This window comes from Umezawaea beigongshangensis, assembly GCF_016464305.1.
GTDB classification, from domain to species: domain Bacteria; phylum Actinomycetota; class Actinomycetes; order Mycobacteriales; family Pseudonocardiaceae; genus Umezawaea_A; species Umezawaea_A beigongshangensis.
In genome coordinates, this window is sequence record NZ_JAEIOJ010000011.1 from 16,145 (window position 1) to 36,688 (window position 20,544).

Here is a 20,544-nt window from a genome sequence, read left to right on the forward strand (position 1 = left end):
GTCGGTGGAGCTCGTACTGACCGGTCCGGCACTTGGGAAGTACTCCCCTCGCCGGTAAAGGTTACTTGGTGTTCGCAGTTCCGGGGCGACGCGTGCGGCGGTCGTGCGATCACGGCGCCTCCGCGCAGGTGACCGGGGACACGTGAGGTGGCTCTCGTCGGGACGGTGACGGCGACGTGGTGACCGGCCCGCACGCGGGTACCCGGACGGCATGACGGCAACAGTGCGCCGGGGCGCGAACGCCCTGCCGGAGATCGTTCTGAACACCGCGACCGACCCGGCGAGGACCGCGTCGTGGCTCCCGTCCGGTGTGCCCGGACCGGTCGGTGACTCGCGGGTGGAGTGGGACGGCGGGTCGCTCCGCGTGCGGTCCGGAGGAGCCGGTGCCAGCGAGATCGAGCTGACCGTGCACGACGCCGACGAGGCCACCGCGCGTCGGGTGCTGGACGCGCTGGTCGACGAGGTGGAGCAGAACTTCAACGTCGGCTGAGCGCCCCGGTGACCTCGTCGGGTCCACTTCGGACGACGGCGGCGGTCCTCCGCGTCCACACCGGACGTGCCGCTGGTCGTCGGCCGGTCGTGGTGGCGCGCGCCGCTATAGTGGCGCTGCCACATCACGACGATCTTGCCGGGGCGGTCTGTGACGCTGCTCGCCGACATCAGCACCCGTGAGCTCCGGCGGCGCGGGCGAACGTCGCCGATCCCCGCCGGACGGGGGTCGTGATGAGCGGTACCGAGCCGTCCTCCAACCCGGACGACCTGCTCGGACGGGCGTCGAGACTGCTCACCGAGGCGAACCGGGCGGTGGCCCGCGCCCACGCCACGGGGCACTGGTCGGCGGACTGGACCGGGGTGGTGGACCAGCTGCGCCGGGCCGCCGTCGCCCTGACCGCGCTGAACGAGGCCGGTCCGGTCACGGCCGAGCCCGTCCGCACCACACCGCACCCCCTGGAGGGCCTGCCGTGCACGTGGTGCGGACGCGCCACGATCACCCGGATCTACGGGCACCCCGGTCACCAGCACTGCTGGCAGCACGCCGGCAGCCCGGAACTGCCCCGCCCCGCCGCCCCGGCCGCCGAGGCCGTCCCGGCGCGGCGGCGGCTGACCGGCACCACCGCCGAGGACCGGTTCACCCTCGACGCGGGGCAGGAGCTGCGGGACTTCTCCCGCGCGCTGCGGCAGATCGAGGCTCACCGGGACGCCACCGACGAGGAGTGCGCCGCCGCGCTGGCCGCGTGGCACGCCGCCCTGACCGTGAAGGGCGACGCGCTGCGCTACGTCTCCTCGCGCGGCATGACCGGCACCGCCGCTCTGCGCTGGCTGTGCGCGCGCTACCCGGTGATGGTGCCGCCGCGCAGGCTGGACGACGAGCGCGTGTGGGAGATCAGCCGGTCGCGGACCACCCTGGACGTGCTGTCCTTCGTCGACCAGGACGTGGACCTCGCCGCCGCCGGGGAGGCCGGGTGGTGCGTGACGGAGCTGGACGTCAACGCCCAGTACCTCGGCGCGATGCGGTCGGTGCTGCTCGGTGACGGCGAGCCGGACGAGGTCGAGCACGTCGCGCCCGACGAGCTCCGCTCCGTGCTGGCCTGTCCCGGCTACGTGCGGCTGGGCACGAGGCCGGAGCTGCCGGCCGCGCCCACCGCGCGACTGGCCTTCGCCCGCGTCGGTGACGACTGGTGGCTGCCCACCCCGTCGGCGACGTACCTGCACCGCGACCACGGGAGCGCCCTCGACGTGACCGGCGCCGTGTACTGGCCCAGGGGGCGCGGACGCGGCGAGACCGCGCGGCACGGGAAGCGGCTGGAGCGGTGGGCGCAGCTGTTCGCCGAGGGCCGCGAGACCCTGGACCGGGCCGCCGCGGAGTCTCCGGCGGCGGCCGGCGCGGGCGCGGTGCTCAAGGCCGTGTACGCCACGTTCTCCGGTGGCTGGCTGCGTTCCCGCACGCTGAACAACACCGAGACGCTGCGGCCGGACTGGGGCGACCAGATCGTCGCCCAGGGCGGGGTGAACGCCCTGCGTGCCGTCGACAAGGCCCTGGCCGCGCCGGCCAACGCCGAGATCCGGCTGCTGGGCGCGATGAAGGACTCCTTCTGGTTCGTCGGACCCGGCCCCGGACCCGTCCTGCCCGACGCGCTGACCATCACGCCCAGGGGCGGACAGCCGGGGAAGTTCCACGTCAACCGCTACGGCCCGATCACCGACGAGATCGTCACCGCCCACCGCAGGGGGCGCATCGGCACGCTGCGCCGTGCGATCACCGCCACCGACACCGCACGCAGGGAGAGAGCGCCGCAGTGACGTTCGCCGAGATCGTCCGGACCCTGGCCCGCCGAGCGGGCGTGCCCGACGCGCAGGCCGCGATCCGCGCCGTGCACGGCGCCGGCGCCACCCGGTGGGTGGCCGAGCAGGCCGGCATCGCCGCCCGCACCGCGCGCCGCTGGATGAGCGTCACGCCCCCCGCGGCCCGGCGGCAGGCCGTCGTCGACCTCGCGCTGAGGTGGCTGCCGAACCACGTCGCCGCCGGGGTGCTGCGCGGGGCGGGCGGCACCGTCGAGGTCGGCACCGTGCGGGTGGCCTACGACGGCGCCGACCAGGGACTGCGGACCGTCGGCGAGGTCGACGTCGACCTGGTGCCGGTGGCCGACGCCCTGGAGTCCGGGGACGTGGAGCACGCCGAGCAGGCGTTGTCCGACACGGTGATGGAGGGCTACGAGCCCGGCCTGTCCGACACCCTCCAGGTCACCGACTACGTCGACGGCCTCACCGTCACCACCCCGGCCGACGAGCCCGCGCCCCCCGCCGGGCGCTCCACCGCGGCCGCGCGCGGCGCGGCGGCCCGCTCCGCGCAGCGCGCCGCGGTCGTGGAGACCGACCTCCTGGCGGCGTACCGCCGCCTGCGGCGTTCACCGCACGCCGAGGTGCTCCTGACCGACCTGCGCGCCGCGGTGGCGGCGACGCGGGAGGAGGTCGACGCCGTGCTGGCGCGCCTGGACGGGGACGACGTCACCGTCGAGGAGAACGCGCTGGTCTTCGAGCGCGGCTACCTGGCCCGTCACCCGGCGCCCGTCACCGAGACCGGGGTGCCGGGCCGCGTCGTGGAGGCCGCCCGGCGCCTGCGGCCGGTGGAGGGCGAGTGGATCTCCCTGACCGAGCTGCGCGACGCGCTGCCCGACGTGCCTCGGGCGGAGCTGGACGCCGCCCTGCGCCGCCTGGAGAGCACGGGCAGGAGCACGCTGGCGCCGGAGGCGAACCAGCGGGCGCTGACCGCCGCCGACCGGGCCGCCGCGCTGACCGTCGGCGGCGAGGCCAACCACCTGTTCGCCCTCAACCCCGTCTGAGCACCACCCCGGATCAGGCGGTGAGCACCTGCGGACCGTCCTCCCTGATCGCGACGCTGTGCTCGACGTGGGCGGCGCGGCTGCCGTCCGTCGTGCGCAGGGCCCAGCCGTCCTCCGCGGTGCGGTAGGCGTCGCGCCCGCCCGCCATGAACATCGGCTCGATCGCGATGGCCATGCCGGGGAGCAGGGTCGGGCCGCGGCCGGGCTCGCCGTCGTTCGCCACGCCGGGGGACTCGTGCATCGCGCGGCCGATGCCGTGGCCGCCGAAGTCGCGGGGGATGCCGTACCCGGCGGCGCGGCCGAGGAGGCCGATGGCGTGGGAGACGTCGCTCAGCCTGGCACCGGGAACGCACGCGGCGATGCCGGCGGCCAGCGCGCGTTCGGCGGTGTCGACGAGTTCGAGGTCCGCGCGGTCCGCGGTGCCGACGACGAAGCTGATGGCGGAGTCGCCGTGCCAGCCGTCGAGGTGGGCGCCGCAGTCGATGCTGACCAGGTCGCCGTCGGCGATGCGCCGCTCGTCGGGGATGCCGTGGACGATGACGTCGTTGACCGAGGCGCAGATGACGCCGGGGAACGGGGTGGGGGCGAAGGAGGGCAGGTAGTCGCGGAAGGAGGACCGCGCACCGGCCTCGTGGATGACGGTGTCGGCGACGTGGTCCAGTTCGAGCAGGGAGACTCCGGGGACGGCGTGAGCTCGGACGGCCGCCAGGGCGGCGGCGACGACGCGGCCCGCTTCGCGCATGGCGTCGAGTTCGGTCGGTGTCTTCAGCTCGATCACGGCGTTCTCCAGCACAACGAGGAAGCGGGATAGGTATGCCGGATTACTATCATGCGATGGTCCGGCAACCACTGACCCAGTCCGAGCGGGAACGCGGCGAGCGCCTCGGCGAGGCCCTGCGTCTCGCGCGGGGGGAGCGCAGCACGACGAGCGTCGCCGCGGCGGCGGGGATCTCGGTGGAGACGCTGCGCAAGATCGAGCGCGGCAGGGTGCCCACGCCCGCGCTGTTCACCGTGGCGGCCATCGCGGCGACGGTCGGGGTGTCGCTGGACGTGCTGTGCGCCGACCTGGCCCGCCCCGTGCGGTTGTCGGCCTGATCCCGCGCGTGGACGAGGAGAACGGGCCCGCCGCGTTCCGCGACGCGGCGGCGTTCGTGCGCGCGCACACCGCTGTCCGGGCCGTGCCCCTGGTGCCGGAGGTCCGGCTGCACACCGGCGGGGAGGTCGTCGACCTGTGGGAGAGCACCGAGCGGAACGCCGGAGGGGCCGGGGAGGAGCTTCCGCCGCCGTTCTGGGCGTTCCCGTGGGCGGGCGGGCAGGCGCTGGCCCGGCACGTGCTCGACCACCCCGGCCTGGTGGCGGGACGGCGGGTGTTCGACCTGGCCTCCGGTTCCGGTCTGGTCGCGGTCGCCGCGGCGCTCGCCGGTGCGGCCGAGGTGGTCGCCAACGACGTCGACCCGCTGGCCGTGGTCGCCGTCGCGCTGAACGCCGAGGTCAACGGGGTGTCGATCGTCGTCGAACCGGGGGACGTGCTCGACACCGACCCGGAGGCGGACGTGGTGCTGGCCGGTGACGTGTTCTACGACCGGTGGATGGCGGCGCGGGTGCTGCCGTTCCTGCGGCGCGCGGCGGTGCGGGGCGCGCTGGTGCTGGTGGGTGATCCGCAGCGCGCCCACCTGCCCCGCGAGGGACTGCGTCGCGTCGCGGAGCACGTCGTGCCGGTGCCCGCGACGCTGGAGAGCGCCGAGACCCGCACGACCACCGTGTGGAGCCTGGCCCGCTGACGCCCCGCGCCCGCCGTCCGGTGCTACACGCCCGCCGCGGTGCGGATCCAGCCGCGGTGCGCCGCCACGCTCGCGAAGTCCGTGTGGGCGTAGGGGTTGCTCCCGTCCTGCCCGAGCACCGACGAGGCCACACCGACCAGTCGGCCGCCGACGAGCAGCGGGCCGCCCGAGTCGCCGTGCCACCCGGCTCCGGTGCTGCCGCTGGTGCCGATGGTGCGGCCGCCGTGGGCGTCGGTGTAGAAGCCGATCACGTCCACGAGCGCGGACTTCAGCAGCACGCCGATCGGGCCGCCGGGGCCCTCGGCCCCCCAGCCGAACATCGTGCCGACCGGAAAGGTGCTGAGGACGGGGTCGCTCGTCCCGAGCCGCACGGGCATCGCGGTGGTCGCGGTGACCAGGTGCAGCAGGGCGACATCGCCCTGCGGCGCCACCACCTTCCGGTCGACCGCGATCTCGGTGCCCGCGACGTCGACCGAGGTCGCTTCCGCGGTCTCGTCGGCGCAGTGCCGGGCGGTCAGCACCCACCGCGCCGCGACGACGGAGCCGGTGCAGTCGACGATGTCGCCCTGGTTCACCTTCACCACCCACGGTGTCGCGGGAGCGGCCCGGCCTCCCACGATCGCCGCCGCCGAGCCGGGCAGCGCCACCGCGAGCGCCACCGCCACGGCACCGGTGCTGAACAACGTGCGAATCGAACGCATGGCCCCCGCCTCCTGAGAAGTTGACTCTTCAATCAGAGTCTCGGTCGCGCGGCACGTCCTCAAGGGACACGGCGTTCGGCGGGAGCGTTCGGGCAGCGACGGTTCCACCGACCGCCCGCACGGACGCGCACCGCCGCTGCCCGAGCCACCCGAGGTCCGGCGGGGGAGACGCGGGCAGCGGTCGGTCGGCGATCACGCGCACGCCCTCGCGGGCCCACCACCGGCAGCCGCAGGACCGCGTGAGCGTCGTCCACAACCCGCGACCGAGCGGCGGCCCGGTGATCAGGTGGGGGTGGTCCGCGTCCGGTGGGAGATGCCGTCGAGCCGGGCCGCCTGGTGACCGGACCGGCCTCCCGCGACACCCGCCGGACGATCCTCTCCCACGCGGCGTGCTGATCGTCGGTGAAGACCGCGGGGGCGGGCTCGGCGTCCGGCCGTGCGCACGCCCGCCTTCCGGGATCAGCCGGTGGTCGCGGCGAAGGCGGGCATCACCTCGTCGTGGACGAGCTGGAGCTGCTCCGGAACGCTGAGCACTCCCGGCAGCTCCATCCCGGAGAAGACCTTGACCAGCTCGGAGTCGGTGATGGCCAGGATCAGGTGGTTCATCCCGGTGGGTTCGATCTCCCGTTCGATCTTGTCGACGCACTCCTGCGGCGTGCCGGAGATCGAGAGCGCGTCGGCGATCTCCGGCGGGGTCAGCTCGTAGGCCCGCCGGAGATCGCCCGCACCGACCGCCTCGACGGCATCGCGCAGCGAGTCGGGGTCGACGTCGTTGCGCCGCAACTGCTCGGCGGACATGGAGGAGGCGTAGAGGCCCACCATCGCCCGTGCGGCGTTCTTCGCGGCCCGGCCGTCCGGCCCGGTCGAGAACACCGTCCAGGCTCCCAGGTCCAGCGAGCGCCAGTCCCGACCGGCGCGCTCGGCGCCGATGCGCACGTTGTCCACCGCGTACTGGTGAGCGCGCCGCGTGTAGCTCAGGGCGTGGTGGACGCCGTCGGCGATCTCCCCGGCCACCTGGAACGACCTCGGGCCCCGCATCGCCCCGAGCATGAGGGGCACGTGCCGCTGCACGGGGCGGGCGAAGGTGAACAGGCCGTCGTAGGTGAAGAACTCGCCCCTGTGGGTGATCGTGCCCTCGTCCAGGAACGTCCGCACCACGTGGTGGGCCTCCCGGACGCGGGACAGCGGTCTGGTCGTCGCCCAGTCGACGCCGTACTGGGCCAGCAGCCCGAAGTTGCCGCTGGAGATCACGCACTCCGCACGTCCACCCGTCAGCTCGTCCAGCGTCGCCGTCGCCTGCGCGACCAGCGTCGGCTCCCGCAGGGTGATCGGCGACAGGCTCGGTCCGAAGCGGATGTTCCGCGTCCGAGCGGCGGCCGCGGCGAACAGCAACCACATGTCCTTGTGCCAGGTCTCGTCGGCGGCGTACACCGCGTGGTAGCCCAGCTCGTCGGCCAGCTGGATCGCGTCGAGGGAGTCCTGCAACGGGTAGTCGGGCAGCATCGCGTAGCTGAACTTCATCCCGGGCACCGTTCCAGCGTGGTGGATCCGCCGTCCTCGCGCATCCGCCGAAGCGGTGGTGGCCCGTCAGCGGATCTCCAGGACCGCCTTGCCGTGGAGCCGGCGCTCCAGCAGGGCGCTCACCGCCTCGTCGGCCCGCTCCCAGCTGTCGCGCCACGCGATCTGCGCGTCGAGGACACCGAAGGCGACCTGCCCGGCCAGCCAGGTCAGGTCCGGAGCGAGGTCGGGGCAGTCCGCGAGGTAGAAGGTGACGACGGAGCGGTCGTGCCGTCCGCCGTCGCCGACGAACGCGCCGAGCGGGAAGCTCTCGGGCTGTCCCGTCGTGTGGCCGACCGCGACCAGCGTGCCGTGCGGAGCGAGCTTCCCGAACGCCTCGACCAGTTGCTCGCCGCCGACGGCGTCCACCACCCCGTGCACCGGGCCGTCGACGAACCGCGGTCCCGCCACCACCTCGTGCGCGCCCAGCGCGCGCAGCCCGTCACCGTGCCCGGCCGGATCGCCGGTGGACGCGAGCACGTGCGCGCCGCCGAGGCGGGCCAGCTGGACGGCGTAGCGCCCCACGCCACCGGTCGCACCGGTGACGAGGACCCTCCTGCCCAGCAGGGGGCCGATCCTGTGCAGCGCCCGCAGGGCGCTGGCTCCCGCGACGGGAACGGTGCTGATCGCGCCGAGGTCGGCTCCCGCGGGGACGACACCGAGACCGGCGGTCGGCACGGCCTGCAACTCCGCCCACCCGCCTCCCGCTCCGCCGACGCCGACCACGGGCGTTCCGGCGGCGGGACCGCTGCCGTCGGACGCGGCGCGCTCCACGACACCGGCGACGTCCCAGCCGAGCACCGCGCCGTCCGGCGCGCCCGGCAGGACGCCTGCGACCTCCCCGAAGTTCAGCGAGCTGGCGGTCACCCGGATCAGGGCCTCGAAGGGTGCCGGTTCGGGATCGGCCGCCTCGCCGAGGCGGAGACCGGAGGCGCGGGTGCGGTCGACGAGCAGGGCACGCATGTCGGGTGAGCCTTCCTTCGGAGGACGAGACCCCACTAAAAGTGCCACCAAGTGGCACATGCGCACAAGTGCCTGATTTCGGCTATCCTTCGGCCGTGACCGCCGTTCCCCGCACCGGCCCGGCTCGCGCTCCCGCGCCGTCGGCGAGACCCGCCGCGTCGTCGCTGCGCGAGCGCAAGAAGCTGCGCACCCGGCGCCTGCTGGTCGACACCGCGCTCGACCTGTTCCTGAGCCGCGGCTTCGACGCCGTCACCCTGGACGAGCTGTGCGACGAGACCGAGGTCTCCAAGCGCACGTTCTTCCGGTACTTCAGCAGCAAGGAGGACGTCGCGATGACGCCCCACCAGGACTTCTGGGGCGTCTTCCTGGAGGAGCTGGAGACCGCCTCACCGGCGGGTCAGCCGGTGGTGGAGCTGATGAGGGACGTCGTGCTCGTCGCACTGGCGGACATGGACGAGAGCTGGACCCTCCGGGTCCTGCGCAGCTCCCGGCTGGCGACGCTGGCCCCGTCGACGGCCGCGCACAACCTGCACTTCTGCGAGCGCGCCACCCTCGCGGCGGTGGAGATCCTCCACCGGAACCTCGGTCTGTCCGATCAGGACGGTGCTCGCCTCCGGCTGGCGGTGGACATGCTCACCGCCGCGTTCCGCTACGCCCTCGCCGACTGGGAGACCCTGGTGGGCGACGACGCGCTGACCGGGTCGGAGGCTCCGGACAGGCGGCAACTGGCGATCCGCGTCCAGGACGCGATCGAGGTCCTGCCGCAGAGTCTCGCGCTGACCGCACGTCCTCCGTCGGCACAGCGGAACCGGTAGGCGAGAGCCCCTCGCACGTCACCCGGCGTGCACCGGCAGAGCCGGATCGGGCACCTCGGCGAGGAGTTCCTCCGGTGCGGACAACCGCCAGGCCTCGAAGACCAGTTCGGACAGCTCGTCCAGTTCGACGCCGGCCAGCTGGACGACGACCCAGCCGAAGCCGCCGGAGGTGAACTGCACCTCGAAGACGTCCGGCCGTTCGGAGACCAGCGCCTGCTGCTCGGAGAGGGTCTGCTTCAGACCGGCGGTCCGGGTGCGGGGCCAGTGGTAGCCGAACCGCTTGCCGTGCACGCTGAACGAGCTGTACCCCTCGCCCTCGGCGCGTCGCACGCCCGCCAGTGCGTCCACCGTCTGGAAGAACTCGTCGTCGCTCACGGCCATCGTCGCCCCCCGGCAGTGTCAGGCTCGCAGTATAGGGCGCTGATCACCGGTCCCGGCACCACGACGGCGGACGTTCCGCGCGAACGTCACCCCGTCGGCGTGTTCACGGCCGGGTGGCCGGTGCGCTGTCATGGCGTGGTGGCCGGTGAGGAGAGCGTGCACGTCGAGGTGGTTCGCGGCCCGGACGCGGTGGGCCCGCCGGCGGTGTTCGTCCACGGGGTGCTCAGCTGGGGGACCGACGAGCTCTACGGCTTCGGCGCGCAGCGTCGGCTCGGCGAGGTGCGGGAGGTGCACCTGGTCGACCGCCGGGGTCACGGCGACAGTCCCGAGGTCGGCCGGGGTCGCTTCCGCAGCGACTACACCGCGGACGCCCGTGACGTGGTCGGGATCGTGGAGCACCTGGGCGGGGCGCACCTGGTCGGGCACTCCTACGGGGCCGTGGGGGTGATGCTGGCGGCCGCGGCGCGACCGGACCTGGTCAGGTCGCTGTGCCTGATCCAGCCGGGGGCGCTGCGCCCCGCGGAGGACCACCCGCTCGTCGCGGAGGTCCTGCGCCGCAACCGGGCCGCGACGGCGGAGCTGCCGACCGACCTCACCGCGGAGCGGTACCTGCGGCTGTCGGTGGAGGCGGTGGGCCTGCCGGTGCCCGACGCGACGCCGTCGCGGCTGCGCGCCGCCGACGCCGCCCTGCGCGAGCGCCCCTGCTGGGACGCGGAGGTGCCGCTCGCTCCGCTGGCACGGGCGTCCTGGCCGTCGCTGGTGCTCGTGGGCGACTGGCACAACGCGCCGCCGGACTACCGGCGGCTCGCCGGTGAACCGCTGAAGGTGGCCGCAGGGGTGATCGCGCGGGAGATCGGCGCGGAACTGGTGACGGTGCCCGGCTTCTACCCGCACGTGCAGGAACCGGAACTGGTCAACGGCGTCCTCGCCGCGTTCTGGGAGCGCGCCGACCGGGACGCCGCGACCGGTTGACGGGCCGACCACCGGGACCGGCGTCGCCGGTCAGCACGTCCGGAGCAGGCGCAGCCGGTCCCGCAGCGCCCGCGCCACCCGGCCCATCAGCGCTTCGGCCTCCGGCTGGGCCGAGGCCGCCACGCGCGACTCGGTGAGCGCGACGACGGCGAACACCCCGCCCTCGGCGTGCTCCACCACCCCGGCCTCGTGCCGCAGGTTGAGCAGCGTGCCGGTCTTGGACGACCACGTCGTGGAGTCGGAGGTGAAGTCGGGGGCGAGCCGTTGCCGCAGGACGTTGTGCGCCATGAGGTCGCGCACCCGCGCCGCGACGTCCGGGTGGATCGTCGACGGTGTCCACAGCGCGTGCAGCAGGTCGGTCATCGCGCGCGCGGTGCCCGAACTCGCCCGACTGACGTCCAGCTGCGGCACCGGGTGCCCGCGTCCGGCGGTGCGCGCGCCGATGGCGAGGGTGTGGGCGAGGTGCACCTGGTCGGGTTCGAAGCGCTCGGCGGGGGTGTCGGTGAGATCGCTGATGGGGTGCCGCACGGTGATCCCGCGCAGGCCCAGCTCGCGCAGGGTGCGCGCGACCCGCGCGGGGGGCGTCAGCTCGAACAGGGTGTCCGCGGCGGTCCCGTCGCTGATGGAGGTGCTGAGGTAGACCAGGTCCTCCACGGCGACGGTGGCGGGGTGGCGGAACCGGGACAGTCCCGGCGGCCCCGCCGTCTCCGGCGCACCGGGCCGCACGAGGACCTGCTCGGCGCCGTCGAGCTCACCGGTGCGCACCCGCTCCAGCGTCGAGATCGCCAGCGGGACCTTCACCAGCGAGGCCAGCGGGAACTCCACGTCCGGGTCGATGCCGATCTCCTCGCCGGTGTGCAGGTCCCGCACCAGGAAGGAGCCGCGCAGGCCGCCGTCGTCGAGCTCCTCGCGCAGCGCCGCCACGAGCGCGTCCCCGCTCACAGGTCCTCCTCGTCCGCCGTCGCGCCGAGGCACCGCGCGACCGGGCGCGCGAGGCCCGTGCGGATGCGGTCGGTGTCGTCCGCGATGCCGGCGGTCACGTCGTAACCGCGCGCCAGGACCGGTGCGCCCAGCGGTCGCCAGTGCAGGTCCAGCTCGTCGGCCTGCGAGGCCGGGCACAGCAGCAGGTCCGTAGATCCCAGCACCCGCGCCACGGCGGAGGTCAGCGATCCCGCCACCACGACCTGGGAGGGCCGCAGACCGGCGGCGTCGCGGGCCCGCAGGATGCGGTCGCGCACGTGGGGCACGTCGTCCTCCGGTTGCAGCCACACCCGCCGGACCGGGCGCCCGCCGCGGCCCGGCCGGAGCGTGTCCAGGTGGACCGTCGCCGCTTCCGGGGGCCTCGCCGCGGCCACTCCGAGCGGAACCGTCCAGACCGCCTCCTCGGCGGGGACGGCCGTGAGCGCCGCACGCACCTCCTGCGTGCGCAGCATCTCCGCCCGCTCGGCGGGCGGAGCCGGGCGCAGGTCGAGGACCACGCCGCGGGCGCGGGCGTCGGCGTCGAGCCGGGCCAGGGTGCGGGTGCCGCAGGACGCGGGCACGGCCAGGCGCAGCGGGCGTTGCCCGGCCCGGCGCGCGTCGTGCTCCAGCGCGTCGGCGGCCTGCACGACGCGCTTGGCGCTGGAGAGCAGGTCCAGGCCGAACGGCGTCAGCGTGGCACGCCGGGTGGCGCGGTCGAACAGCCGCGCGCCGAGGTGCGCCTCCAGCGCCGCGATGCGGCGGCTGGCCACCGGCTGGGGTATCCGCGCCGCCGCCGCGCCGAGGGTGAAGCTGCCGCGCTCACTCACGCTCACGAACGCCCTGCACGCGCCGACCAGGTCCACGACCTCACTCTATGCCAGAAACGCATGTGATCGACGCCTTCCGTCTTGGACGACATGTCACGACCGCCGCGACACTGCCTCCGTCAGAAGATCAGTCCCACCACGAGGGGGAACACCGGTGACGAAACACCTGCTGCGCAGCACGGTCGCGGCGGCACTCGCCGCGCTCGCGCTGACCGCCTGCACCACGACCGCGGACCGCGGCACCACCGCGCCAGTGTCGTCGTCCACCGCCACGTCGGCTCCGGTGCCAGCGGGGAACTCCGCCGCCGACCCCGCCGCCGACTTCGCCGAACTGGAGCGGACGTTCGACGCGCGGCTGGGCGTGTACGCGATCGACACGGCCACGGGCCGCGAGGTCGCCCACCGCGACGGCGAGCGCTTCGCCTACGCCTCGACCCACAAGGCCCTGTCCGCTGCCGCGGTGTTGCGGCGCAACACCCTTCCGGAGATGGAGGAGGTCGTCCGGTACACCGCCGCCGACCTCGTGGACTACTCGCCGGTCACCGAGAAGCACGTCGAGACGGGCATGACGCTGCGCGAGGTCGCCGACGCCGCGATCCGCTTCAGCGACAACACCGCCGCGAACCTGCTGTTCCGCGAGCTGGGCGGTCCGGCGGCGCTGGGGGAGGCGCTGCGGGAGATCGGCGACACGACGACGCACGTCGACCGGCTGGAGCCGGAGCTGAACGAGGCGCTGCCCGGCGACGTCCGCGACACCAGCACGCCCAGGGCGCTGGCGACGAGCCTGCGCGCGGTCGCGGTGGACGACGCGCTGCCCGCGGAGAAGCGGGAGGTCCTGGTGGACCTGATGCGCCGCAACACCACCGGTGACAAGACGATCAGGGCCGGAGTCCCGGACGGCTGGGTCGTGGGGGACAAGACCGGCAGCGCCTCCTACGGCACGCGCAACGACATCGCCGTGGTGTGGCCGCCGGACCGCGCGCCGATCGTGCTGGCGGTGCTGTCCAGCCGCGCCACCGCCGACGCCGCTCGTGACGACGTGCTGCTGGCCCGTGCGACCGAGGTCGTGGTCGAGGTCCTGGACTGAGCGGATCTCGCGCCACCGGCCGAACGAGGGGTGCGGCCGGTGGCGCGGGTGGTGGGGTTCAGGCGTTCGAACCCGCAGGAGAGGCGGTGGTCGCGGTGCGCCGGAACTCGCTCGGACTGGTGCCTCTGATCCGTTTGAACGCCGCGCTGAACCCGAACGGGTCTGAGTAGCCCACGGTGCGGGCCACGTCCGCGACGGTCGCGGCCTCCCGCTCGACCAGCAGGTCCGCCGCGAGCGTCATGCGCCAGCGGGCGAGGTAGGTCAGCGGCGGTTCGCCGACCAGGTCGGAGAACCGCTTGGCCAGCGTCGAACGCGACACCCCCGTGCGACCGGCCAGCGCGGCGACCGTCCACGGTGCCGCCGGTTCGGCGTGCAGCAGGCGCAGCGCACCGCCCACCACCGGGTCCCGCTGCGCGGCCCACCACGCCGGGGGCTCGCCACCGGGCCGGTCGAACCACTCGCGCAGCGTGCAGACCAGCATCCAGTCCAGCAGCCGGTCGAGCACCACCTGCTGGCCCGGCGTGTCGACGGCGACCTCGGCGGCGAGGTGGTCCAGCACCGGGTCGGACGTGCCCCCGGCGTCCACGCGCAGCACGACGGGCAGCGCGTCGAGCAGCCGGCGGCTGATCTCGCCGCGCACCGGGTAGGCGCCCACGATCAGCGTCGTCGTGCCGCGGTCGTCACCGCGGTCGTTCCAGCCCAGCCGGTGCCGGGTCCCGCCCTGCTCGGGCGTGGCGCAGTCCTCGCCGCACACGATCGGTTCGGCCCCGGTGCCGATCTCGTCGACGAAGGCGAACGTCGCGGGACCCCGCACGACGATCGTCTCGCGGGCGCGGAGCAGCTCGGGCGGGCGGTGCTCCGGCACGATCCAGCCCTGCCCGGTCAGGACCGTGCACAGGGTCAGCGGTGCGCCGTCCACGAAGTGCAGGGCCCAGGGCGGGGACAGGGTCGAACTGCCGAACAACGAGCCGTGGGCCCGCACCCCGCGGATCAGATCACTGAACGCGTCCACCCTGCCGAGACTAGACGATCACACAGGCGATCCGGCTCCTCACCCATGGGCACGTCCGATTCTGTCGTGTTCACTCGTCTTCATGAGCAACGGAACCACCCTCGTCCTCGGCGCGACCGGCAAGACCGGCCGGCGGATCACCGCCCGGTTGCGGTTGCGCGGCACGCCGGTGCGCGCCGCCTCCCGATCGAGCGAGATCCGGTTCGACTGGTCCGACCCCGGCGGCTGGGACGAGGCCCTGCACGGTGTCGCCGCCGTCTACGTGGTGCCCCCGCGCGTGCCGGGTCCGGTGCACGAGTTCGTGGCCGGGGCCGAGGCGGCCGGAGTGCGGCGGCTGGTCCTGCTCTCCGGGCACGGCGCCGACACCTGGGGCGACTCCGCGTTCGGGCTGGACATGCGGTCGGCCGAGGAGGCCGTGCGCGGCTCGGCGCTGGAGTGGACCGTCCTGCGGTCGTCGAACTTCGACCAGAACTTCGACGAGGACGTCTTCCACGCCCCGCTGCTCGCCGGAGAGCTGGCGCTCCCGGCCGGTGCGGTTCCCGAGCCGTTCATCGACGTCGAGGACGTCGCCGACGCCGCGGCCGCCGTGCTGACCGAGGCCGGTCGGCACGCCGGACGGATCTACGAGCTGACCGGACCACGTGCGATCACCTTCCGCGAGGCCGTCGAGCTGATCTCCCTGGCGTCCGGGCGGGACATCAGCTACCGGCAGATCTCCGCCGCCGAGTACTCCGCGGCGCTGGTCGACGAGGGCGTGAGCGAGGACGACGCCCACCACGTCGCCGAGATGTTCGTGATGATGGAGCGGGGACTGCTCGCCACGGCCACGGACGACCTCGCCACCGTGCTGGGACGGGAACCCCGGACCTTCGAGGACTACGTCGTACGGGCAGCGGCGGCGGGAGTCTGGCAGCGGTGATCGCCCCGGGCGACCCGGACCGTCGACGCCCGACCGCCTCCGGCCGGGACGCAGCGTCCGCGGTGGACGGTGACGGCACCCGCGCGTGGTCGCCGCAGCTCGTCCGCCGACCGCGCCCCGCCCTCCGCTCGCCACGGTCGGCGCGCTGGTGCGGCGGGGGCTCGGGTGCGCGCGAGGGTCGTGAGGTACGCGTCGAGGACGACTTCGACGGCGCGCTCGCGCACGGTGGCCCGGGTGGGGAAGGTGTGCGCGGGGAACTGGGCGCGAGCCCGGCCTCGGTGGCGACGGTGCGCGCCGACAGGGCGGCCAGCCCGTCGCGGGTCAGCACCCGCCACGCCGCTTCGACCACCGCCCGGTCGCGTTCCCGCGGGTTCGTCCTCCTCGGCACACCACGGTTCTCGCACGGTCGTGCGAAAAAGGTAGGCTCGTGATCGCACACCCGTGCGACAACCGTGGACGGGAAGTGGACGATGGCCTGGGCGGTGCTGATCGCCTCCGGGGTGCTCGAAGCGGTGTGGGCCACCGCGCTGGGCGCCTCGCGGGGTTTCCGGAGGAAGGGGCCCACGGCCGTGTTCGCGGTCTCGATGGTGGTGAGCATGATCGGTCTGTCGTACGCGATGACCGAACTGCCCACCGGCACGGCCTACGCGGTCTGGGTCGGCATCGGCGCGGTGCTCACCGTGGTCCTCGCCGTCGCTCGCGGGCAGGAGCGGCTCACGGTCGCGCGTGCCGCGCTGCTGGTGCTCCTCGTGGGGTGCGTCGTCGGACTGAAGGCGGTGGGCTGATGCCGTGGGTCGTGCTGATGACCAGCGCCGTGCTGGAGGCGGTGTGGGCCACCGCGCTCGGCCGGAGCGAGGGGTTCACCCGGCTCGTGCCGACGCTGGTGTTCGCCGTCGCGATCGTGCTGAGCGTGCTGGGGCTGGGACGGGCGGCCAAGCACATCCCGATCAGCACCGCCTACGCCGTCTGGACGGGCACCGGTGCGGCGCTGACCGTGGCCTGGGCCGTCGTCACCGGCGACGAGGCCGCCACCGCGCTGCGGATGCTGTTCCTCGCGGGCATCGTCGCCAGCGTCGTGGGGCTGAACGTCGTCAAAGCGCCCCCCGTGCGAGGGGACAGCGACTCGGCCGGACGCTGAGTCCGGGTTCCGAGCGGCGGGATCGCCCCACCGCGCAGACCCGTCGCGACACCGCCGGGCGGTCGGTAGCCGGGGGCCGTCGACCGCCCGGCGCACCGCGGTCACCCGCTGGCGGGCCAGTTGAGCAGCGCGGCGTCGAGGGCGTCCACCACCCTGCTCCACGACGTCTCCACGTCGCCGGAGTGGTCGAACCCGCCCGACCGCTCCAGCGTCACGTACCCGTGGAACGTGCTGTGCAGCAGCCGGACCGCGTGCACCTGCTCGGCGTCGGGCACCTCGTAGCCGCGCAGGATCGCCAGGGTCATCTCCACGTGCCGGCGTCCCGCGCTCGCCGCCGCCTCCTCCGGGGTGAGCCGCAACTGCGCGGCCGCGTACCGCCCAGGGTGCTGTCCGGCGTAGGCGCGGTAGGCGTCGGCGAACGCCGCCAGCGCCTGTTTCCCCGCCCGCCCGGCCAGTGCCGCGGCGACCCGGTCGGCCAGCTCCGCCAGCGCCAGCAGCGCCAGCCGCACCCGCAGGTCGTGAGCGTTGCGGATGTGCGAGTACAGGCTCGCGTCCTTGACCCCGAACCGACGCGCGAGCGCCGACACCGTCACGTTCTCGACGCCGACCTCGTCTGCCAGCTCCGCCGCCGCCAGCGTCAGCCGCTCGGCGTTCAACCCCGCCCGTGCCACCGTGCCCCCTCCACACAACCTAGGACCACTATTATTTTGCCTAATGGTCCTAGGCAGCTTACCGTCGACCCCGTGGAACCACTGACCGAGCGCGACATCCGCGCCTCCTTCATCAACTGCACCAAGGGCGAGACGAAGCGCCTGGTCGTGCCCAGGGACCTGGCCGAACGGCCGTGGGACGACCTGGATTTCCTCGGCTGGAGCGATCCGGGCGCGCCGGACCGCGCCTACCTCGTCACCCGCACCGCGGCCGGTCCGATCGGCGTGGCCCTGCGCCGCGCGACCCCGTCCGGTCACCTGCGCCGCAGCATGTGCACCCTGTGCCTGACCACGCACCCCGGCGACGGCGTCTCCCTGATGACCGCGCGCAAGGCCGGGCGCAGCGGGCAGGCGGGCAACTCGGTGGGCGCCTACCTGTGCTCGGACCTGGCGTGCTCGCTCTACCTGCGCGGCAAGAAGGACGCCGGTTCCGGTGGTCGCGTCCACGAGTCGCTGTCGCTGGAGGAGAAGGTCGAGCGGACCGGGGCCACCCTCGCGGGGTTCCTGGCGAGGGTGGCCGCCTGACACCCCACCGCGGGACGCCCGCGCCCGACCTGCGCAGCAGCGCTGTGCGCACACGGCGACGTCCGGCGTGCTCGGCGTGCCCGGAGACGCCGAGTCCCCGCTCTCGTCGTCCCGGCGAAGCCCCCTCAGGCGTACGTGTAGGTGCCGCGGTGATCCAGGGTGGACGAGACGGTGGTTCCGAAGGGTGCGAGCGTCTCGTTGACGTCGACGACGTTGCTGACGTTCCCGCCGGGCGCGTACCGGCCCGCGTCGAACCCCCTGGAGGTCTGCCAGCGGGACCAGAGCCGGTCGATGTTGCAGTGGTGCAGGAAGAACACCGGGTCGTTGGGCGAGTCGATCTGCGCCATGTGCCCGCCGATCCAGTTGTGCACGCGCCCGTGCAGGTCCGGCGCCAGGCCGCCCTCCAGCCGGTTGCGCATGCCGCTGCGGGAGGCGGAGCTCCACGGCGACACGTCGTAGGTCGAGACGCTCATGACACCGTCGACGTCGGAGGCCGTCGGAAGGGAGCCGCGCTGCGCCATCGCCCGGCGCAGCGACGTCGAGGAGGTGGCGCTGACGTTGATCCGCCAGTTCGCGGCACCGGCGAACGGGCCGGAGGTGACGGAACCGTTGCCGCCCGAACCGTTGCCGCCCATGAAGTCGGAGGTGAACGGTGCGCCGGTGGTGGAACGGTTGGCCGTCCAGTTCCAGTAGGGCAGGTCGACCGCCGGGTTGAAGCCCTTCAGGGCGTTCTCCAGCTCCAGCAGGAACTGTCGGTGCCAGGGCAGGAACGACGGCGACATGTGTGCGTAGTTGTGACCGTCGACGGTGCCGAAGTAGTTCATGTGGACGCGCACGAACCAGTCGTAGTTGCGACCGGTGGTCTGCGCCTTGAGCGCCTTGACCGCGGCGACGAAGTTGGACTTCTCGGCGGCTGTCAGCGCGGCCGCGTTCTTGCGGGTTCCCATGGTGCGCACCTCTTCGATGTCCCGGCCCGGGTCAGTGGTGGTGGTGGTCGGCGTCGCGGGTGAGCTCCTGATCCCCGAGTTGGTCCACCACGATCTTCGCCAGCTTCTTGAGGCCGTCCCGGTTGTTCGTCTCGTCCAGCGGAACGGGTTCGAAGTGGTTCACCGTGCTGATCACGGCGGTGAACGTCTCCGTCGACGTGGGGCTCACGGGGAGTTGGACCTGCGCGACCCCGAGTTTCCTGCCGTTGATGTGAACCCTGTGCTGGCCGTTGGCCCGGTCGTGCTCGCCCTTGATCTTCTTGCCCTTGTAGACCTCTTCGAAGTCGCGGGGATCGGCTGCGGCCGACCTCTCGCGCGAGCCGGTTCTCCCGACGGACGAGGACGAGGTGACGTAGCCGAACGCGGTGGCGGTGACCAGGACGGCCGCCGCGCCGTGCCGGAACACGTCTCGGCGAGATATGTCGGTCATGACGGTCCTTAGGCGAGGAAGCGGGAGGGGATCGGCGCGCTCGCTCCGGAGTCGGGAAGAGACGGTCGATCTCGAACCGTCAGCCGATTCGCCGTACCGCTTCTTCCGTGGTTCCTCGTGCGACGAGGCGATCGTGCGCCCGTGACGAGCGGTGCTGCTCCGGTGCTGGTGCGCACGTGCAGCGTGGCCGCACTCTCCGCCGATCTGTGATGCGAATCACGATAACTCTCGACAAGATCATTGACGCCAACGTGGTGCTCGATTCACTCAAACGAGTGTTAGCAACGCTTTTTTGTAACGTTCAGCGAAGAGTTTGTTCCGACTGCGGAAGAGCGCACTCGCCGTCACCGCGGTGGTACTCGGTGCGGTGACGGCGAGTGCTCGACCGTCGGACCCGGCGGTGCGACCGGTTCGCGCTTCGCGGGTGCGCTGATCGGAGAGGCGCGGGCCGTCCGGATCGGCTGCGGACGACCGCGCGCTCAGTCTCCGTCCCGAATGCGAGCTACGCCCGCGTACACGCCCAGCACCGAGTTCTCCTCGGCGGGGGGATCCGTCTCGGGACGCCACCGCGGGGCGTCGACGAGGCCGGGCTCGACGAGGTCCGTGCCGTCGAACAGTCGCAGGACCTGGTGACGGGGGCGGAAGAACATCGGGTCGGGACTGGCGGCCATCACCGCGCTGACCTGGGCCATGCCCTCGGGGTCGTGGTCGGCGGTCAGGTGGGAGATGGCCACGAGGCTGCCGTCCGGCACCGCGTCGCGGTACCGGGCGACCAGCCCCGCGGGGTCGCGCTCGTCGGGCACGAAGTGGTGCACGGCGACCATCAGCAGCCCGATCGGCTCGTCCGCGTCGAGCAGCTCGCGCACCGCGGGTGCGGCGAGCACGGAGTCGGGGTCGGTGAGGTCGGCCTGCACCACGCACGCGCGGTCGTCGCCGTTCAGGAGCATGGCGCTGTGCGCCACCGCCACGGGTTCGCAGTCGACGTAGATCACCCGGCTGTCCGGGGAGGCGCGCTGGGCGATCTCGTGGACGTTGCCCACCGTCGGAATCCCCGATCCCAGGTCCAGGAACCGGGTGACACCCCGCTGCACCATGTACCGCACCGCGCGGCGCAGGAACGCCCGGTTGGACTGCGCGATCGGCCTGGCCCGCGGCAGGATCTGCTCGATGCGCACCGCAGCGGCGCGGTCCGCCGCGAAGTTGTGCCCTCCGCCCAGCAGGTAGTCGTACACCCGCGCGCCCGCGGGACGCGTGATGTCGATTCCCTCGGGAACCCAGGAGAGTTCGGTCACTGCTGCCCCCACCGGCGGTCGACTGTCGACGGCCGCCGAGCCTAGCCGTCACCGGGTGGTGGCCCACCGATCCGGTGACGGCGTCACCCGATGGGCGGTACGAGCGTCACCGGTTCCCGAAGGCGCCGCGCTGGTGGGTGACGCCCG

The 20,544-nt window shown here is 73.5% G+C and carries 24 protein-coding genes; 12 read left to right on the top strand and 12 right to left on the bottom strand.

The window, feature by feature from the left end; translation table 11 throughout:
* Positions 1-211 precede the first annotated feature (211 nt).
* The 3 genes from IMZ35_RS23990 to IMZ35_RS24000 all read left to right on the top strand — a co-directional run bounded on the left by IMZ35_RS23990 (position 212) and on the right by IMZ35_RS24000 (position 3,341).
* On the top strand, positions 212-490 hold the full coding sequence (locus tag IMZ35_RS23990; RefSeq protein WP_199443448.1) for a hypothetical protein: 279 nt from the start codon (positions 212-214) through the stop codon (positions 488-490).
* 233 nt (positions 491-723) lie between these two features.
* A complete protein-coding gene (locus tag IMZ35_RS23995) occupies positions 724-2,301 on the top strand; it encodes a hypothetical protein (protein ID WP_199443449.1) in 1,578 nt (525 codons plus the stop codon).
* The gene (locus IMZ35_RS24000) at positions 2,298-3,341 is read left to right on the top strand and encodes a hypothetical protein (RefSeq protein ID WP_199443450.1); all 1,044 of its coding nucleotides are present in this window, start codon (positions 2,298-2,300) and stop codon (positions 3,339-3,341) included. The genes IMZ35_RS23995 and IMZ35_RS24000 overlap by 4 nt, the downstream gene beginning before the upstream one ends.
* Positions 3,342-3,354: 13 nt before the next feature.
* Here the strand turns inward: IMZ35_RS24000 and map are convergent, their stop codons facing one another.
* Positions 3,355-4,119, bottom strand: coding sequence for a type I methionyl aminopeptidase (map, locus tag IMZ35_RS24005; protein WP_199443451.1), 765 nt, complete (start codon positions 4,117-4,119; stop codon positions 3,355-3,357).
* A 56-nt stretch (positions 4,120-4,175) separates the two neighbouring features.
* On the opposite strand from map, the gene IMZ35_RS24010 reads away from it, so the two are divergent.
* Together IMZ35_RS24010 and IMZ35_RS24015 are read left to right on the top strand one after the other, a co-directional pair.
* On the top strand, positions 4,176-4,436 hold the full coding sequence (locus tag IMZ35_RS24010; RefSeq protein WP_199443452.1) for a helix-turn-helix transcriptional regulator: 261 nt from the start codon (positions 4,176-4,178) through the stop codon (positions 4,434-4,436).
* An 8-nt stretch (positions 4,437-4,444) separates the two neighbouring features.
* Complete coding sequence (locus IMZ35_RS24015) at positions 4,445-5,122, top strand: class I SAM-dependent methyltransferase (protein WP_199443453.1); 678 nt, start codon at positions 4,445-4,447, stop codon at positions 5,120-5,122.
* Between the two features lie 23 nt (positions 5,123-5,145).
* On the opposite strand, the gene IMZ35_RS24020 is transcribed toward IMZ35_RS24015, so the two are convergent.
* The 3 genes from IMZ35_RS24020 to IMZ35_RS24030 form a co-directional block, all read right to left on the bottom strand.
* Positions 5,146-5,823, bottom strand: a complete 678-nt coding sequence (locus IMZ35_RS24020) for a S1 family peptidase (RefSeq protein WP_199443454.1) — start codon at positions 5,821-5,823, stop codon at positions 5,146-5,148.
* Between the two features lie 459 nt (positions 5,824-6,282).
* Positions 6,283-7,344: an LLM class flavin-dependent oxidoreductase gene (locus tag IMZ35_RS24025; RefSeq protein ID WP_199443455.1), complete on the bottom strand. Its 1,062-nt coding sequence runs from the start codon at positions 7,342-7,344 to the stop codon at positions 6,283-6,285.
* Between the two features lie 66 nt (positions 7,345-7,410).
* On the bottom strand, positions 7,411-8,343 hold the full coding sequence (locus IMZ35_RS24030) for a zinc-binding dehydrogenase (protein ID WP_199443456.1): 933 nt from the start codon (positions 8,341-8,343) through the stop codon (positions 7,411-7,413).
* Positions 8,344-8,438: 95 nt separating this feature from the next.
* Here IMZ35_RS24030 and IMZ35_RS24035 point away from each other — a divergent pair, with 95 nt between their 5' ends.
* On the top strand, positions 8,439-9,158 hold the full coding sequence (locus IMZ35_RS24035) for a TetR/AcrR family transcriptional regulator (RefSeq protein ID WP_307868698.1): 720 nt from the start codon (positions 8,439-8,441) through the stop codon (positions 9,156-9,158).
* 18 nt (positions 9,159-9,176) lie between these two features.
* On the opposite strand, the gene IMZ35_RS24040 is transcribed toward IMZ35_RS24035, so the two are convergent.
* A complete protein-coding gene (locus IMZ35_RS24040; protein ID WP_199443457.1) occupies positions 9,177-9,539 on the bottom strand; it encodes an MmcQ/YjbR family DNA-binding protein in 363 nt (120 codons plus the stop codon).
* A 15-nt stretch (positions 9,540-9,554) separates the two neighbouring features.
* Here IMZ35_RS24040 and IMZ35_RS24045 point away from each other — a divergent pair, with 15 nt between their 5' ends.
* Positions 9,555-10,511, top strand: a complete 957-nt coding sequence (locus IMZ35_RS24045) for an alpha/beta fold hydrolase (RefSeq protein ID WP_199443458.1) — start codon at positions 9,555-9,557, stop codon at positions 10,509-10,511.
* A gap of 30 nt (positions 10,512-10,541) precedes the next feature.
* Here the strand turns inward: IMZ35_RS24045 and IMZ35_RS24050 are convergent, their stop codons facing one another.
* Both IMZ35_RS24050 and IMZ35_RS24055 read right to left on the bottom strand, forming a co-directional pair.
* Complete coding sequence (locus tag IMZ35_RS24050) at positions 10,542-11,453, bottom strand: serine hydrolase (protein WP_199443459.1); 912 nt, start codon at positions 11,451-11,453, stop codon at positions 10,542-10,544.
* Complete coding sequence (locus IMZ35_RS24055) at positions 11,450-12,334, bottom strand: LysR family transcriptional regulator (protein ID WP_199443460.1); 885 nt, start codon at positions 12,332-12,334, stop codon at positions 11,450-11,452. The genes IMZ35_RS24050 and IMZ35_RS24055 overlap by 4 nt, the downstream gene beginning before the upstream one ends.
* A gap of 172 nt (positions 12,335-12,506) precedes the next feature.
* On the opposite strand from IMZ35_RS24055, the gene bla reads away from it, so the two are divergent.
* Entirely contained in the window at positions 12,507-13,385 is an 879-nt protein-coding gene (bla, locus tag IMZ35_RS24060) for a class A beta-lactamase (protein ID WP_229373144.1), read from the top strand.
* Between the two features lie 58 nt (positions 13,386-13,443).
* Here the strand turns inward: bla and IMZ35_RS24065 are convergent, their stop codons facing one another.
* Entirely contained in the window at positions 13,444-14,397 is a 954-nt protein-coding gene (locus IMZ35_RS24065) for an AraC family transcriptional regulator (RefSeq protein WP_199443462.1), read from the bottom strand.
* Between the two features lie 82 nt (positions 14,398-14,479).
* Between IMZ35_RS24065 and IMZ35_RS24070 the strand changes: the two genes are divergently transcribed.
* The 3 genes from IMZ35_RS24070 to IMZ35_RS24080 all read left to right on the top strand — a co-directional run bounded on the left by IMZ35_RS24070 (position 14,480) and on the right by IMZ35_RS24080 (position 16,454).
* Positions 14,480-15,316: an NAD(P)H-binding protein gene (locus IMZ35_RS24070; RefSeq protein WP_199443463.1), complete on the top strand. Its 837-nt coding sequence runs from the start codon at positions 14,480-14,482 to the stop codon at positions 15,314-15,316.
* A 470-nt stretch (positions 15,317-15,786) separates the two neighbouring features.
* Complete coding sequence (locus tag IMZ35_RS24075) at positions 15,787-16,101, top strand: DMT family transporter (protein WP_199443464.1); 315 nt, start codon at positions 15,787-15,789, stop codon at positions 16,099-16,101.
* Positions 16,101-16,454 carry a DMT family transporter gene (locus IMZ35_RS24080; protein ID WP_199443465.1) on the top strand — a complete coding sequence of 118 codons (354 nt, stop codon included), beginning with the start codon at positions 16,101-16,103 and terminating at the stop codon, positions 16,452-16,454. The genes IMZ35_RS24075 and IMZ35_RS24080 overlap by 1 nt, the downstream gene beginning before the upstream one ends.
* A gap of 101 nt (positions 16,455-16,555) precedes the next feature.
* On the opposite strand, the gene IMZ35_RS24085 is transcribed toward IMZ35_RS24080, so the two are convergent.
* Positions 16,556-17,125 carry a TetR/AcrR family transcriptional regulator gene (locus tag IMZ35_RS24085; RefSeq protein ID WP_199443466.1) on the bottom strand — a complete coding sequence of 190 codons (570 nt, stop codon included), beginning with the start codon at positions 17,123-17,125 and terminating at the stop codon, positions 16,556-16,558.
* 72 nt (positions 17,126-17,197) lie between these two features.
* Between IMZ35_RS24085 and IMZ35_RS24090 the strand changes: the two genes are divergently transcribed.
* Complete coding sequence (locus IMZ35_RS24090) at positions 17,198-17,689, top strand: FBP domain-containing protein (RefSeq protein ID WP_199443467.1); 492 nt, start codon at positions 17,198-17,200, stop codon at positions 17,687-17,689.
* Between the two features lie 125 nt (positions 17,690-17,814).
* Here the strand turns inward: IMZ35_RS24090 and IMZ35_RS24095 are convergent, their stop codons facing one another.
* The 3 genes from IMZ35_RS24095 to IMZ35_RS24105 all read right to left on the bottom strand — a co-directional run bounded on the left by IMZ35_RS24095 (position 17,815) and on the right by IMZ35_RS24105 (position 20,397).
* A complete protein-coding gene (locus IMZ35_RS24095) occupies positions 17,815-18,636 on the bottom strand; it encodes a tyrosinase family protein (RefSeq protein WP_199443468.1) in 822 nt (273 codons plus the stop codon).
* A 31-nt stretch (positions 18,637-18,667) separates the two neighbouring features.
* Entirely contained in the window at positions 18,668-19,105 is a 438-nt protein-coding gene (locus IMZ35_RS24100) for a tyrosinase family oxidase copper chaperone (RefSeq protein ID WP_199443469.1), read from the bottom strand.
* Positions 19,106-19,584: 479 nt separating this feature from the next.
* On the bottom strand, positions 19,585-20,397 hold the full coding sequence (locus IMZ35_RS24105) for an SAM-dependent methyltransferase (protein ID WP_199443470.1): 813 nt from the start codon (positions 20,395-20,397) through the stop codon (positions 19,585-19,587).
* Positions 20,398-20,544: the final 147 nt, after the last annotated feature.

Coding starts and splice junctions, on each gene's coding strand:
- IMZ35_RS24025 (WP_199443455.1), bottom strand. CDS start 7,344: ATGAAGTTCAGCTACGCGATGCTGCCCGACTACCCGTTGCAGGACTCC.
- IMZ35_RS24020 (WP_199443454.1), bottom strand. CDS start 5,823: ATGCGTTCGATTCGCACGTTGTTCAGCACCGGTGCCGTGGCGGTGGCG.
- IMZ35_RS24095 (WP_199443468.1), bottom strand. CDS start 18,636: ATGGGAACCCGCAAGAACGCGGCCGCGCTGACAGCCGCCGAGAAGTCC.
- IMZ35_RS23995 (WP_199443449.1), top strand. CDS start 724: ATGAGCGGTACCGAGCCGTCCTCCAACCCGGACGACCTGCTCGGACGG.
- IMZ35_RS24075 (WP_199443464.1), top strand. CDS start 15,787: ATGGCCTGGGCGGTGCTGATCGCCTCCGGGGTGCTCGAAGCGGTGTGG.
- IMZ35_RS24080 (WP_199443465.1), top strand. CDS start 16,101: ATGCCGTGGGTCGTGCTGATGACCAGCGCCGTGCTGGAGGCGGTGTGG.
- IMZ35_RS24070 (WP_199443463.1), top strand. CDS start 14,480: ATGAGCAACGGAACCACCCTCGTCCTCGGCGCGACCGGCAAGACCGGC.
- IMZ35_RS24030 (WP_199443456.1), bottom strand. CDS start 8,343: ATGCGTGCCCTGCTCGTCGACCGCACCCGCGCCTCCGGTCTCCGCCTC.
- IMZ35_RS23990 (WP_199443448.1), top strand. CDS start 212: ATGACGGCAACAGTGCGCCGGGGCGCGAACGCCCTGCCGGAGATCGTT.
- IMZ35_RS24040 (WP_199443457.1), bottom strand. CDS start 9,539: ATGGCCGTGAGCGACGACGAGTTCTTCCAGACGGTGGACGCACTGGCG.
- IMZ35_RS24100 (WP_199443469.1), bottom strand. CDS start 19,105: ATGACCGACATATCTCGCCGAGACGTGTTCCGGCACGGCGCGGCGGCC.
- IMZ35_RS24010 (WP_199443452.1), top strand. CDS start 4,176: ATGGTCCGGCAACCACTGACCCAGTCCGAGCGGGAACGCGGCGAGCGC.